At 66.5% G+C, this 13,347-nt stretch carries 17 protein-coding genes; 14 read left to right on the forward strand and 3 right to left on the reverse strand.

The annotated features are described in order from the left end of the window. Positions 1-81: 81 nt before the first annotated feature. The 4 genes from grxC (at position 82) to AAHB16_RS30995 (ending at position 3,250) form a co-directional block, all read left to right on the forward strand. The gene (gene grxC / locus AAHB16_RS30980) at positions 82-339 is read left to right on the forward strand and encodes a glutaredoxin 3 (protein ID WP_150372933.1); all 258 of its coding nucleotides are present in this window, start codon (positions 82-84) and stop codon (positions 337-339) included. A 179-nt stretch (positions 340-518) separates the two neighbouring features. Further along, the gene (secB, locus tag AAHB16_RS30985; protein WP_150372932.1) at positions 519-1,043 is read left to right on the forward strand and encodes a protein-export chaperone SecB; all 525 of its coding nucleotides are present in this window, start codon (positions 519-521) and stop codon (positions 1,041-1,043) included. A gap of 58 nt (positions 1,044-1,101) precedes the next feature. After that, the gene (locus AAHB16_RS30990; RefSeq protein ID WP_342052786.1) at positions 1,102-2,127 is read left to right on the forward strand and encodes an NAD(P)H-dependent glycerol-3-phosphate dehydrogenase; all 1,026 of its coding nucleotides are present in this window, start codon (positions 1,102-1,104) and stop codon (positions 2,125-2,127) included. A 133-nt stretch (positions 2,128-2,260) separates the two neighbouring features. Next, positions 2,261-3,250, forward strand: coding sequence for a Bug family tripartite tricarboxylate transporter substrate binding protein (locus AAHB16_RS30995; RefSeq protein WP_342052787.1), 990 nt, complete (start codon positions 2,261-2,263; stop codon positions 3,248-3,250). Positions 3,251-3,277: 27 nt separating this feature from the next. On the opposite strand, the gene trmL is transcribed toward AAHB16_RS30995, so the two are convergent. Both trmL and AAHB16_RS31005 read right to left on the reverse strand, forming a co-directional pair. Further along, positions 3,278-3,748, reverse strand: a complete 471-nt coding sequence (gene trmL, locus AAHB16_RS31000) for a tRNA (uridine(34)/cytosine(34)/5-carboxymethylaminomethyluridine(34)-2'-O)-methyltransferase TrmL (protein WP_150372929.1) — start codon at positions 3,746-3,748, stop codon at positions 3,278-3,280. Positions 3,749-3,812: 64 nt separating this feature from the next. Further along, positions 3,813-4,574: a ComF family protein gene (locus AAHB16_RS31005; protein WP_150372928.1), complete on the reverse strand. Its 762-nt coding sequence runs from the start codon at positions 4,572-4,574 to the stop codon at positions 3,813-3,815. Between the two features lie 84 nt (positions 4,575-4,658). Here AAHB16_RS31005 and AAHB16_RS31010 point away from each other — a divergent pair, with 84 nt between their 5' ends. From AAHB16_RS31010 to AAHB16_RS31045, 8 genes are all read left to right on the forward strand, one after another. Continuing rightward, positions 4,659-5,594 carry a methyltransferase domain-containing protein gene (locus AAHB16_RS31010; RefSeq protein ID WP_342052788.1) on the forward strand — a complete coding sequence of 312 codons (936 nt, stop codon included), beginning with the start codon at positions 4,659-4,661 and terminating at the stop codon, positions 5,592-5,594. 432 nt (positions 5,595-6,026) lie between these two features. Then, positions 6,027-6,539, forward strand: coding sequence for a DUF2244 domain-containing protein (locus tag AAHB16_RS31015; protein WP_150372926.1), 513 nt, complete (start codon positions 6,027-6,029; stop codon positions 6,537-6,539). A 61-nt stretch (positions 6,540-6,600) separates the two neighbouring features. Beyond that, positions 6,601-7,881 (forward strand): cytochrome c oxidase subunit II, encoded by a 1,281-nt coding sequence (gene coxB / locus AAHB16_RS31020; RefSeq protein ID WP_150372925.1) that lies wholly within the window; start codon positions 6,601-6,603, stop codon positions 7,879-7,881. 40 nt (positions 7,882-7,921) lie between these two features. Continuing rightward, positions 7,922-9,577: a cytochrome c oxidase subunit I gene (ctaD, locus tag AAHB16_RS31025; RefSeq protein WP_150372924.1), complete on the forward strand. Its 1,656-nt coding sequence runs from the start codon at positions 7,922-7,924 to the stop codon at positions 9,575-9,577. Between the two features lie 5 nt (positions 9,578-9,582). After that, positions 9,583-9,702, forward strand: coding sequence for a cytochrome oxidase small assembly protein (locus tag AAHB16_RS31030; RefSeq protein ID WP_223851328.1), 120 nt, complete (start codon positions 9,583-9,585; stop codon positions 9,700-9,702). Positions 9,703-9,724: 22 nt separating this feature from the next. Then, positions 9,725-10,324 carry a cytochrome c oxidase assembly protein gene (locus AAHB16_RS31035; RefSeq protein WP_150372923.1) on the forward strand — a complete coding sequence of 200 codons (600 nt, stop codon included), beginning with the start codon at positions 9,725-9,727 and terminating at the stop codon, positions 10,322-10,324. Between the two features lie 18 nt (positions 10,325-10,342). After that, complete coding sequence (locus tag AAHB16_RS31040) at positions 10,343-10,567, forward strand: DUF2970 domain-containing protein (RefSeq protein WP_150372922.1); 225 nt, start codon at positions 10,343-10,345, stop codon at positions 10,565-10,567. Positions 10,568-10,647: 80 nt separating this feature from the next. Further along, positions 10,648-11,508 (forward strand): cytochrome c oxidase subunit 3, encoded by an 861-nt coding sequence (locus AAHB16_RS31045; protein ID WP_150372921.1) that lies wholly within the window; start codon positions 10,648-10,650, stop codon positions 11,506-11,508. 107 nt (positions 11,509-11,615) lie between these two features. On the opposite strand, the gene AAHB16_RS31050 is transcribed toward AAHB16_RS31045, so the two are convergent. Then, on the reverse strand, positions 11,616-11,825 hold the full coding sequence (locus tag AAHB16_RS31050) for a twin transmembrane helix small protein (protein ID WP_150372920.1): 210 nt from the start codon (positions 11,823-11,825) through the stop codon (positions 11,616-11,618). An 81-nt stretch (positions 11,826-11,906) separates the two neighbouring features. Here AAHB16_RS31050 and AAHB16_RS31055 point away from each other — a divergent pair, with 81 nt between their 5' ends. Both AAHB16_RS31055 and AAHB16_RS31060 read left to right on the forward strand, forming a co-directional pair. Next, complete coding sequence (locus AAHB16_RS31055; protein ID WP_446718152.1) at positions 11,907-12,638, forward strand: SURF1 family protein; 732 nt, start codon at positions 11,907-11,909, stop codon at positions 12,636-12,638. A gap of 35 nt (positions 12,639-12,673) precedes the next feature. Continuing rightward, positions 12,674-13,342: an SCO family protein gene (locus tag AAHB16_RS31060; protein WP_223851327.1), complete on the forward strand. Its 669-nt coding sequence runs from the start codon at positions 12,674-12,676 to the stop codon at positions 13,340-13,342. The last annotated feature ends 5 nt before the right edge of the window (positions 13,343-13,347 follow it).

The raw sequence follows: 13,347 nt of genomic DNA on the forward strand, positions 1-13,347 counted from the left end.
GGTTTTTTTTTTTCCCGGGGGCGGGGGGGGGTCCCCCGCCGCCCCCCCCCCCCGCCGCATTTCAGGACAAGGAGATTTCGCATGGCCCGCGTCGTCATGTACAGCACGGTGGTTTGCCCGTATTGCCAGATGGCCGAGCGCCTTCTGCGCCAGCGGGGCGTGGAGACGATCGAGAAGATCATGATCGACCGCGAGGCGGGCAAGCGCGAGGAAATGATGACGCGCACCGGCCGCCGTACCGTGCCGCAGATTTATATCGACGAGCGTCATGTGGGCGGTTTCGACGACCTCTCCGCACTCGACCGCCAGGGTGGCCTCGTGCCGCTGCTCGCGGCCTGATTCGCACGCTTGCGTCACACTTTCGCGACTTGCCCGCCGCGGCACGTCGCGAATCTCTGATTCCTCTGCTTCCGGGTGAATTCGCCACCCGCGTCATGTACCATATGCGCTTTCCAACCGGGACCTACCCGCGCGAGCGCGTGTGCGGACACCCTTCTTAGTCAATCCGGAAGCCTCTCATGAGCGACCAGCAACAAGCTACCCAGCAGGACGACCAGCCCTTCTTCAACATCCAGCGCGTGTACCTGAAGGACATGTCGCTCGAGCAGCCGAACTCGCCGCAGATCTTCCTCGAGTCGGAAGCGCCGGCCGTCGAGGTGCAGGTCAACGTGGCCGCGGCCCAGCTGCAGGAAGGCATCTTCGAAGTGGTCGTGACCGGTACCGTGACGACCAAGGTCCAGGACAAGGTGGCGTTCCTCGTGGAAGCGCATCAGGCCGGTATCTTCGATATCCGCAATGTGCCCGTGGAACAGCTCGACCCGCTGCTCGGCATCGCCTGCCCGACGATCCTGTACCCGTACCTGCGCGGCAACATCGCCGACGTGATCACGCGTGCGGGCTTCCAGGCCATCCACCTGTCGGAAATCAACTTCCAGGCCCTGTACGAGCAGCGCCTGCAGGCCGCGATGGCCGAGGCCGGCCAGCAGGGCGGCGAAGGCAATTCGGGCATCGTCATGCCCGACGGCAGCCAGGCGCGCCACTGATGCGCCGAACCCTCTCCGCAACGGAGAGGGTCTGCTCTGTTCCAGCGTCAATGACATCATGAAACTCACGATCCTTGGCGCTGGCGCATGGGGCACCGCGCTTGCAAGCCACGCGGCCGCCACGCACGACGTCGTGCTGTGGGGCCGCGATGCCGGCCAGCTCGCGGCCATGGCCGCGACCGGCATCAACGCTGGCTATCTGCCCGGCATCCCGCTATCTCCCCAGCTCGTCTACGAACCCGACTTCGCGCGCGCCGTGGCGCACGCGTCGGCGGATCCCGACGGGCTGATCGTCGTGGCCACGCCCGTTTCGGGCCTGCGCGAGACCACGCGCCGCATCGCGTCGTTCACGGCCGCCGTGCCGATGCTGTGGCTGTGCAAGGGCTTCGAGGCCGAGACGCATGCGATGCCGCATCAGATGGTGCGCGAGGAACGCGATGCGATCGCGGGCGCCGCCACGCTCGAATATGGTGTGCTCACGGGACCGAGCTTCGCGCGCGAAGTCGCGCAGGGCCTGCCGTGCGCGCTGACCGTGGCCGGCACATCGCCGGTGCTCGGCGAGCGCGCGCAGGCCGCGTTCCATCACCGCGCCATGCGTATCTACCGCAGCGACGACCTGATCGGCGTCGAGGTGGGCGGTGCCGTCAAGAACGTGCTGGCGATCGCCACCGGTGCCAGCGATGGCCTCGGGCTCGGGCTCAATGCCCGCGCGGCCCTCGTCACGCGCGGGCTTGCCGAGATGACGCGCCTTGGTATCGCGCTCGGCGGACGCCTCGATACGTTCATGGGCCTGGCCGGCGTGGGCGATCTGATCCTGACCGCGACGGGCGATCTGTCGCGCAATCGCAAGGTGGGGCAGCAGCTCGCGTCGGGCAAGACGCTTGCGCAGATCCTCGCCGATCTCGGACACGTTGCGGAAGGGGTGCGCTGCGCGCAGGCCGTGGCCGCGCTGGCCGCGAAGCATGGCGTCGATATGCCGATTACGCGCGCGGTCTGCGCGGTGCTGTTCGACGGGCTGGGCGTGGCCGATGCGGTGGCGCAACTGCTGCAGCGCGATGCGCGGGACGAGTCGCCGCTGGAGTGAGCGTGTTGCACTAACGCCCGCTTCGCACACAAGCCCACGGCACGGTTAGCCGATGTCGAAACCCTGGGGGCAGGTTTGGCACTAAGCTGTGCGCGGAGCACTCCGGACTCTCGCCCTTGAACACCACACCGAAATGAATCGTCGTCGCCGCGCGCTTGGCGTGCTTCTTCCTTCCGCGCTGGGCCTGTCCGCGCTGGCCCGCGTACGCGCAGCGCTCGCGCAGGACTGGCCCGCGCGGCCCATTCGCATGATCGTGCCGTTTCCGGCCGGCTCGTCGCCGGACCTCATCGCGCGCCTGCTGACCGAGCGGCTGGCCGCGGTGCTCGGCCAACCGGTCGTGATCGAGAACCATCCGGGCGCCGGCGGCAATATCGGTACCGGGATGGTCGCGCGCGCCACGCCCGATGGCTACACGCTGCTGTTCACGATCAACGGTCCGCTCGTGACCGCGCCCACGCTCTGGCGCAATCTCAACTACGACCCCGTGCGGCAGCTTGCGCCCGTGACGCTCGTGGCCACGTCACCGAACGTGCTGGTCGTCGATGCGCGCCTGCCCGTTCGCACGCTGCAGGACTTCGTCGCGCTTGCCCGGTCGAAGCCGGGCGCGCTCAACTACGGTTCGGTCGGCAACGGCAGCGCCGCCCATCTGGCGATGGAGCAGTTGAAGGCGATGGCGGGCATCGATCTGCAGCACATACCGTATCCGGGCTTTCCGCAGGTGACGACGGCCATCGTCGGCGGGCAGGTCCAGGCGGGTTTCATGGTCCCCGCGATCGCGATGCCGCTCGTGCAGTCGGGCAAGCTGCAGATGCTCGCGGTCACGACCACGGGCCGCTCGTCGCTGTTGCCGTCGGTGCCCACGGTGGCGGAGTCCGGCTACCCGGGTTTCGAGGCCATCTCGTGGCAGGCCGTGCTCGCGCCCGCGGGCACGCCGGCGCCGATCGTCGATCGGCTCTATCGCGAGCTCGTGGCCATCATCGGCAGGGAAGACGTGCGCGAGAAAATGCGCGCGCAGTATTTCGCGCCGGCCGGCACCGCGCCGGCGTCGCTGCGCCAGACCATGGCGAGCGAGAAGGTGCGCTGGGACAAGGTCATCCGCGTGGCGCACGTGCAGCCGGAATAGCGGCCGCTCAGGGGCGGTCAGGGACGCTCAGGCGCCGCCCGCGAATCCGTTCTGGCGCCATGCCTCGAACACGACCACCGCGACGGTGTTCGACAGGTTGAGGCTGCGATTGTTGGGGCGCATCGGCAGGCGAATGCGCCGCGATGTCGGAAACCATTCGCGCCGCTCGGGTGCGAGGCCGCGTGTCTCGGAACCGAACACGAACCAGTCGCCCGGCTGGAAGGTCACCTCGCCGAACGGCGTCGAGCCATGCGTGGTCAGCGCGAACATGCGCTCGACATCGGGCGTCTCGGCATCCATCAACGCGTCCCAGCTCTCGTGCACACGCATATTGGCGTACTCGTGATAGTCGAGTCCCGCGCGGCGCATGCGCGCATCCTCGAGCGGAAAACCGAGCGGCTTCACCAGATGCAGCTGTGCACCCGTGTTCGCGCACAGCCGGATGACGTTGCCGGTGTTGGGAGGAATCTCGGGCTCGACGAGGACGACGTTGAACATGCGGGGGAACGGTGAGGGGGACGTAAGCGCTGCGCAGCTTAACGCCTGCGGCGGCGGGCGGCAATCATGGCGTGCGCAGCGCGGGGAACACGGTCACGCGCGCGGCGCCATGGGCCTTGAGCACGTAAGCGGCCTCGCGCAGCGTGGCGCCGGTCGTCATGACGTCATCGACGACGCCGACGTGCCGGCCCGAGACCGCGGCGGGACGGGTGACCGTGAACGCGCCCTGGACGTTGGCCAGCCGGTCGTTGAGGTTCAGCAAGTGCTGCATGGCGGCATCGCCACGGCGCGCGAGCAGTGTGGCATCGACCGGAATGCCGAGCCGTCGCCCAAGCGGCCGCGCGATCTCCCATGCCTGATTGAAGCCGCGCGCCGCCAGACGCGCGCGCGTCAGCGGCACGGCCACGAGCAGGTCCGGCCGCGGCAGCGGGGACGCGGCGATGCGTGCGGCGAGCGCCTCCGCGAACCAGCGCGCATGAGGCAGCGCCGCACCGCGCTTGAGGGCCAGCACGAGCTGGTCCAGCGGCGCGGCGTAGTCGCCGAGCGTCAGCGCGGCATCGATCGGCGGCGGGTCCGCCCGGCACGGCAGGCACCTGCGGCCGCGCGATTGCCGCAGCGCGCAGACGGGGCAGCGCGGTGTGGGCGTCAGATATTCCGCCATGCAGGCCGGACAGACCGCCTCGGCCTGCAACCGCCCGCACAATGCACACGCGGAGGGCAGCAGCGCGCGCCACAGGCGGTCGAGGCCATGATAGACACGCGGGGCGAGCGCCCGGGCCCGCCCTGCGCGGGTGGGGGAGGGCGCGTATACTTGCGGCCGGGTCATTTCCGGCCGATCCACGTGCGGCGGCCGGGCAGCCCCGGTTTGCACGCCGTCCCGCCGTTCGCCATCCTTCTTATCGAATCCCTCGTGTCCTCGCATTCCGCCACCCCCGATGCCTGGCTGCCGCCCACGCGGCTGACCCGTCTCGCCTTCGACCGACGCAGCGCCGGCTTCGGGCAGCTCGACTTCCTGCTCGGCGAGATCGGCCGCCGCATGCAGGAGCGCATGGAAGTGATCCGGCTGGCCCCGCGCCGCGCGCTCGACCTCGGCTGCGGCCACGGGCAGGGACTCGCCGCGCTCCGCGCGCGGTTTCCCGATGCACAGATCGCCGGCCTCGACGTATCCGGCGCCATGCTGCGCGAGGCCGTGCAGCGCGATCCGCAGCGCCAGCCGGGCTGGCTCGGCCGCATGCTCGGCAAGCGGCCCGTGTTCGACCTGGTGCAGGGCGATCTTGCCACACTGCCTTTCGAGGCCGCCAGCTTCGACCTGCTGTGGTCGAACCTCGCGCTGCACTGGCATCCGGAGCCGCATCAGGTGTTTCCGGAGTGGCACCGCGTCACGCGCGACGACGGGCTCGTGCTGTTCTCGCTATTCGGCCCGGACACGCTGCGCGAGGTGCGCGATGCGTTTGCCGACGTCGACCTCGATGCGCACACGCTGCGCTTCGTCGATATGCACGATATCGGGGATATGCTGGTCCACGGCGGCTGGTCCACGCCGGTCATGGACATGGAGACGCTGACGGTCACCTACGAATCGCCGGACACCCTGCTGCGCGAGGTACGCGCATTCGGCGGGATGCGGCGGCCCGGACCGGGTGGCCTGCGCGGCCGGCGCTGGTATCGCGCGGTGCTCGACGCGCTCGAGCGGCGCCGCAACGCCGACGGCGTGATTCCGCTCACGTTCGAGATTGTCTACGGCCATGCGTGGAAGCTGGCGCCGCGCGAGCGGCAGGCGACCGACGATCAGGGGCGCGCGGTCGTGCCGGTGGACAAGATTGGCCGCGCCCGCCCGCGCCGCTGATTCCCACAGGATTGCCTGCGACAGATTGTCGCGACACGCTTGCCCGGCACAGCGGCGGACGCCGCGCGAACGACGATTGTGTTGACTATCGCGCGGGTTGTGCCATGCACAAAAACTTGGCCGATGCAAGCCCTGCGGGCAAGTCCGCGCTTGTTTGAGTATGCGAAGCGCCATATAATGCGCCAGTTTGTCGCAGTGGTCCCCTGGCACTATCTCGCCCCTCGGGGTTTAGCACGCTACGCCTCCGTACGATGTACGGATCTTGTACGGGAGTACCGTATGGCCGTACCGTTCCACGGTCATACGCATCCCGATCGGATCCGGTACCGGCAGGCGTAGGCATCATCGCGCAAAGGCCGCATTCCAGTTGCGCACGTGCTTTCCGTGGAGCGCTATTGTCCCGGGCGTGCATCCGATGCGGAGCGGTTGGCGATGCAAGACTTGGGTATCGCATTCCAGACGGCAGTGGGTAACTCCGGCGGAAATCTCGACGGACGCCCTCCTATGCCGAGCGACGACTGGCTGATGAAGCGGAATTGCTCGCTTTCCCCTCGCCAGGTCGGCTGGTTCTACTTCTCCATCGCATGTCTATCGACTGCCATCGCGCTGTTTTTCGCATGGCAAGGGACTTGGCTCGTGCTGCCGTTCGCCGGGCTGGAGCTGCTGGGGCTGGGGATTGCCCTGCTGGCGCACGCGCGGCATGCGACGGATTATGAACGCGTCAGTTTGACCGACGGCATGCTGGTCGTGGAGACAGCCAGCGCCAGCCGGGTGACGCGGGAAGAATTCAACCCGCGATGGGTGCGGGTAGAACTGGGTGAATCGTTCCGGGCGCTCGTGGTCCTGCGGTCGGGCAAGCATGTCGTACGGGTGGGGTCGCATCTGGACCCGTATCGGCGTCGCAAGTTCGCGCAGGAACTCGTTGCGGCCCTGCATCGCTTCTGAACGAAGCGCCGCCGGGTGGAAGCGGGGACAGATTTGAATCTGTAAATTAGGTAGATAACAAATGAAAATGTGGAAGAAGGCATCCGCAGCATGTCTGGCAGGCGTGTCCCTGTTTGCCAGCCAGGCCGCCTCCGCGGTCAGTGACATGCCGGGCGGTCCCGCCGTGCGTCAGCTGAACCTGGCCGAACCCGTTACAAAGATCGCCGAACAGATTCACTGGCTGAACTGGATGATGCTCATCATCTGCACGGTGATATTCGTCGCCGTGTTCGGCGTGATGTTCTATTCCATCTTCAAGCACCGGAAGTCCAAGGGCGCCAAGTCGGCGTCGTTCCACGAGAGCATTACCGTCGAGGTCGTCTGGACCATCGTGCCGTTCCTGATCGTGATCGCGATGGCGCTGCCCGCCACGAAGACCGTGGTCGCGATGAAGGACACGACGAACTCCGACATCACGATCAAGGCCACCGGTTACCAGTGGAAGTGGGGGTACGACTACCTCAAGGGCGAGGGCGAAGGCATCTCGTTCGTGTCCACGCTGACCACGCCGCGCGAGCAGATCAACAACGAGCAGCCGAAGTCGAACACCTACCTGATGGAGGTGGACAACGAGCTCGTGGTGCCGGTGAACAAGAAGATCCGCATCGTCACGACCGCCAACGACGTGATCCACGCATGGATGATTCCCGCCTTCGGCGTGAAGCAGGATGCGATTCCCGGCTTCGTGCGCGACACGTGGTTCCGCGCCGAGAAGACGGGTGTGTACCGCGGCCAGTGCGCGGAGCTCTGCGGCAAGGAGCACGCGTTCATGCCGATCGTGGTGCGCGTGGTGTCCGACGCCGACTACACGAAGTGGGTCGACGAGCGGAAGAAGGCGCTGGCCGCGGCGGCCGACGATCCCAACAAGACGTGGACGCTCGACGAGCTGAAGGTGCGCGGCGAGAAGGTCTACGTGTCGAACTGCGCGGTCTGCCACCAGCCGAACGGCAAGGGCGGCGGCGCATTCCCGGCACTCGACGGCTCCAAGGTCGTCAACGGCCCGAAGGCCGGCCAGATGCATATCCTGCTGGAAGGCAAGGGCGGCATGCCGTCGTGGAAGCAGCTTTCCGATACCGAGCTGGCGGCCGTGATGACGTTCACGCGCAACAGCTGGAGCAACAAGACCGGTGAAGTCATCCAGCCGGCCGACTTTGTGAACGCGCGCGCGGGCAAGTTCCCGGAAGGCGGGGGCGCAGCCCAGGCCGCCGGTGGCGAAGCCGCGCCCAAGGCGCAGGCACCGGCGAACAACGCCGGCACCCAAGACAAGCAGGCCAGCGTCGCGGGCAACCGCGTCGCCGGCTGACCCGCGCACGTCCGCATTCTGGAATTCAGGAGTCATCGCGATGAGTACCGCAACCCCGGAGACGCTGGGTCATCCGCATCAACCTGCCCATGATCACGCGCACGATCATGCGCACGACCATGACCACGGCCATGGTCACGACGATCACGCCCACGATCATCCGCATGGCTGGCGGCGCTGGCTGTTCGCCACCAACCACAAGGACATCGGTACGCTGTACCTGCTGTTCTCGTTCACCATGCTGCTGTCGGGCGGCCTGCTGGCGCTGTTCATCCGCCTCGAGCTGTTCGAGCCGGGCCTGCAGTTCTTCCGTCCCGAACTGTTCAACCAGTTCACGACGATGCACGGCCTGATCATGGTGTTCGGCGCGATCATGCCGGCGTTCGTCGGCTTCGCGAACTGGATGATCCCGCTGCAGATCGGCGCCTCGGACATGGCGTTCGCGCGCATGAACAACTTCAGCTTCTGGCTGATGCCGCCGGCCGCGCTGCTGCTGGCCGGCTCGTTCTTCGTGCCGGGCGGCGCCACGGCCGCGGGCTGGACGCTGTACGCGCCGCTGTCGGTGCAGATGGGTCCGGGCATGGACATGGCCATTTTCGCCATGCACATCATGGGCGCCTCGTCGATCATGGGCTCGATCAACATCATCGTGACCATCCTCAACATGCGCGCCCCGGGGATGACGCTGATGAAGATGCCGATGTTCTGCTGGACGTGGCTGATTACCGCGTACCTGCTGATCGCGGTGATGCCCGTGCTGGCCGGCGCGATCACGATGGTGCTGACCGACCGCCACTTCGGCACGAGCTTCTTCTCGGCCGCCGGCGGCGGTGACCCGGTGATGTACCAGCATATCTTCTGGTTCTTCGGTCACCCCGAGGTGTACATCATGATCCTGCCCGCGTTCGGGATCATCTCGCAGGTGGTGCCGGCGTTCGCGCGCAAGCGCCTGTTCGGCTACAGCTCGATGGTCTACGCGACCGCATCGATCGCGATCCTGTCGTTCATCGTGTGGGCGCACCACATGTTCACGACGGGCATGCCGGTGACGGGCCAGCTGTTCTTCATGTACGCGACGATGCTGATCGCGGTGCCGACGGCCGTGAAGATCTTCAACTGGATCGCCACGATGTGGCGCGGCTCGATGACGTTCGAGACGCCGATGCTGTTCGCCATCGGCTTTATCTTCGTGTTCACGATCGGCGGCTTCACGGGCCTGATGCCCGCGGTGGCACCGATCGACATCCAGCTGCAGGACACGTACTTCATCGTCGCGCACTTCCACTACGTGCTGGTGGCGGGCTCGCTGTTCGCGCTGTTCTCGGGCTTCTACTACTGGGGCCCGAAGTGGAGCGGCTTCATGTACAACGAGACGCGCGGCCAGATCCACTTCTGGGGCTCGCTGATCTTCTTCAACGTGACCTTCTTCCCGATGCACTTCCTGGGTCTCGCCGGCATGCCGCGTCGCTATGCCGACTATCCGACCCAGTTCGCGGACTTCAACGCGGTGGCATCGATCGGCGCGCTCGGCTTCGGCCTGATGCAGGTGTACTTCTTCTTCTTCGTGGTGCTGCCGTCGTACCGCGGCGGCGAGAAGGCGGCGGACAAGCCGTGGGAAGGCGCGGAAGGCCTCGAGTGGACCGTGCCGTCGCCGGCGCCGTTCCATACGTTCGAAGAACCGCCGCTGGTCAAGTGAACGTCATGGACGATCGCAAGGCGCAGCAGCGTGCCGCCAACCGGCGGCTCGGCTGGATCCTGCTGTCCGTGGTGGTGGTGTTCTTTCTGGGCTTCTTCGCCAAGATGAAGTTTTTTGGCGGCTGAGGAGTTCGTGCGGGAGCGGTAGATGAGCGGCAAGGCAGACGAGAGGGCAGACGAGAAGCGTTTCAACCGCGGCATGCTGGGCCGGTTGCTCGTGGTCGTCGGCGTGATGTTCGGCTTCGGCTACGCGCTGGTGCCGCTGTACAAGAAGATCTGCGAGGTCACCGGCATCAACGTGGTGACCACGCGGGAACTCTATGGCGGATCGGTGAAGAACTCGCAGGTCGATACCAGCCGCACGATCACCGTCGAGTTCGATTCCAACGCGCGCGGGCCGTTCGCGTTCCGTCCGGTGAAGAACACGATGGAAGTGCACCCGGGCGAGATGGCGACGATCGTGTACGAGGTGGCCAACGGGCAGTCGCGCGATATCGCCGCGCAGGCGATTCCGAGCTACGCGCCGAAGCAGGCCACCGAGTACTTCAAGAAGATCGAGTGCTTCTGCTTCAAGCAGCAGACGCTCAAGGCGAATGAAGCGCGGCAGATGCCGGTGGTGTTCGTGATCGATCCGAAGCTGCCGAAGGATGTGAAGAACATCACGCTGTCGTACACGTTCTTCGAGGTGGGCGCGCCGGTCGCGCAGGCCCCGCAGGGACAGATCGACGCAGCCGCGCACGGCAGCTGAGGAACGAGGCAAACGACGATGGATGACCTGAAGGAGGCCACGCACCGCAAGGCTTCGTTCCTGCAGACGATGCGGGCCGTATTGTGGTCGTTCGTCGGGTTGCGCAAGGGTTCGGAGCACGAGTCGGACATGGCCCGGCTCAATCCGGTCCACGTGATCATCGCGGGACTGATTGCCGCGGCGGTATTCGTCGGTGTGCTCATCGTGATCGTGCGCACCGTGGTGGGACAGGCAACAGGGTAGGGCAGCAGCACGAGATGGCAGCACACACGGCATCACAATAAAAACCATTGAATCAGAGACTCTGAGCTGGAGATAGAAGAATGAGTGCGAACCGCGCAAACGCTCCGTACTACTTCGTACCGGGCCCGTCGCGCCATCCGATCACGGCGGCCTTCGGGCTGCTGCTGGTGGGCGGTGGCGCCGCCGGCTGGGTCAACGGACAACCCTGGGGCCCGTACGTCGTCGCCGTGGGACTCGTGTGGTTCCTGTTCGTGCTGCGCGCATGGTTTGCCGATGCGATCGGCGAGTCGGAGGGGGGCAAGTACGGCAAGAACATCGACGTGTCGTTCCGCTGGTCGATGAGCTGGTTCATCTTCTCCGAGGTGATGTTCTTCGCGGCGTTCTTCGGCGCGCTGTTCTACGCGCGCTCCATCGCGATGCCGTGGCTCGGCGACCTCAACAACAAGATCATCTGGCCGGACTTCGCCGCCGTATGGCCGAATACCGGCCCCGCCGGCGTGGTCGAGACGTTCCAGACCATGGGCCCGTGGCCGATCCCGACCATCAACACCGCGCTGCTGCTGACCTCGGGCGTCACGCTGACGTGGGCGCACCACGCGCTGCTGGCCGGCAAGCGCAGCCAGGTCATCCAGGGCCTCGTGCTGACGATCCTGCTGGGCGCGATCTTCATGTGCCTGCAGGGCTACGAGTATTACCACGCGTATCACGAGCTGAACCTTAAGCTCACGTCGGGCGTGTTCGGCTCCACGTTCTTCCTGCTGACGGGCTTCCACGGTTTCCACGTGACCATGGGCGCGATCATGCTGGCGGTGATCCTGGGGCGTGTGCTGAAGGGCCACTTCACGCCGGACCACCACTTCGCGTTCGAAGGCGCGGCCTGGTACTGGCACTTCGTTGACGTGGTCTGGCTGGGCCTCTACGTCGTGGTCTACTGGCTCTGACCCCGGAGCGGAGTATCCTTACGGCCGGGATGACATAAACAGAAGCGCCGCAGGCGGAACCACCCCTGCGGCGCTTTGTCTTTTATGGGATCGCTTCCGGGGACCGCCTAGGGGTTCATCTGAATCCCGGTGCTGTGGATCCAGCCCATCCAGTGCGAAAACAGGATGAACAGGAACAGCGCCACCGAGAAACCGACGCGAAACATCAGCGATCGCATCATGTTGGGTGTGCGGCCGCGGTCGCGCATCATGAAGAACAGCGCCGACGCGAGGCTGCCGATGATCAGGATGAAGGCCAGGACAATGAGGATGCGCATGACGGGGCGAGGACGTCCTTATCGATCTGCGGGGATGAGCATGCGGGAAACGTGCGTGCATTATCGCACCGAGGGGCGCCAGTGAAGATCTGGCGCTCGCCGGGTACGCTGCCGATGATCGCGGCCACCGCCGTTATCGCGGTCACGTGCGTGCTCGGCAACTGGCAGTTGCAGCGCGGGCACGAAAAGACCGCGCGCGCGCAGCGGCTCGCCACGCTGGCGGCGCAGGGACCCGTGGACCTCAATGCCGGCGATATTCCGACCAGTGCGCTCGGCGACCGCACGGTGCGCGCGCGTGGGCGTTTCGACCGCGCGCATACGGTGCTGCTCGACAACCGTCCGCACGGCAGCGATGGCCGCGCGGGCTTCCTCGTGGTGACGCCGCTGCGGCTCGAGAGCGGCGCCAACGTGCTGGTGCTGCGCGGCTGGCTGCCGCGCGACGCGCAGGACCGCGCGCGCATCGCGCCGTTCGACACGCCTGCCGGCGATGTCACGCTGAACGGCACCGCGCTCGCCTCGCTGCCGCGCGTCTATGGGCTCGGCGCGGCGGCCGACGCCGAGGCGGGCCGGCAGATTCGCCAGAACGTGGACCTCGGCGAGTATGCGCGCGAGATCGGCATGCCGCTGCTGCCGCTGGTGATCGAGCAGACCACCGATACGCGCGACGGCCTCGCGCGCGAGTGGACGTCGCCCGGCTTCGGCGCGGACCGCCATTACGGCTATGCATTCCAGTGGTTCGCGATTGCGGCGCTGACACTCGCGCTGGTAATCGTGCTCGGTGTGCGGCGCGCGCGCGCCCCGCAGGCCGCCTGACAACGAACGAACAGATGACCGTACAGACCGAATCCATGTCTCCGCAAGATCCCTCGGCCAAGACGAATGCCAAGCCCGGCGGGCAGGAGCCCGACCTGAGCGCCCGGATTGACGCGCGGACACGCCGCGGCCGCCTCCAGATGCTTGCGCTGCTGCTCGTGTGCGCGTCGCCGGTCATCGCGTCCTACCTGATGTACTACGTGGTCAAGCCCACCGGCGGCGCGACCAACTACGGCACGCTCATCGACCCGCAGCGTCCGATGCCGGCCGTGCAGGTGTCCAACGAGCGCGCCGAGGCGCAGCCGCTGTCCGCGTTCCGCGGCAAGTGGCTGCTCGTGACGACGGACCCTTCCGCGTGCGACGAGGCCTGTGCGCGAAAGCTGTTCATGATCCGTCAGATTCGGGCCGGGCAGGGACAGGATCGCGAGCGCATCACGCCGGTCTGGCTGATCTCGGACAACGGCACGGTGGACGAACGGCTCGGCGCCGCCTACAACGAACCGTATGCGGGCGTGCGCTTCCTGCGCATCGACGCCGCGACCGTGCGCGGCTGGCTGCCGGCCGAGGCGGGCGGGCGTCCCGAGGACACGCTGTTCCTCGTCGATCCGCTTGGCAATCTCATGATGCGCTTCCCGAAGGATCCGGATCCCGCGAAGATCAACGGGGACCTCAAGAAGCTTCTCAAGTATTCGCGTATCGGCTGACCAGG

Origin of the sequence: Cupriavidus sp. OTU4054 (assembly GCF_038440175.1) — a bacterium.
Classification (GTDB): domain Bacteria; phylum Pseudomonadota; class Gammaproteobacteria; order Burkholderiales; family Burkholderiaceae; genus Cupriavidus; species Cupriavidus pauculus_D.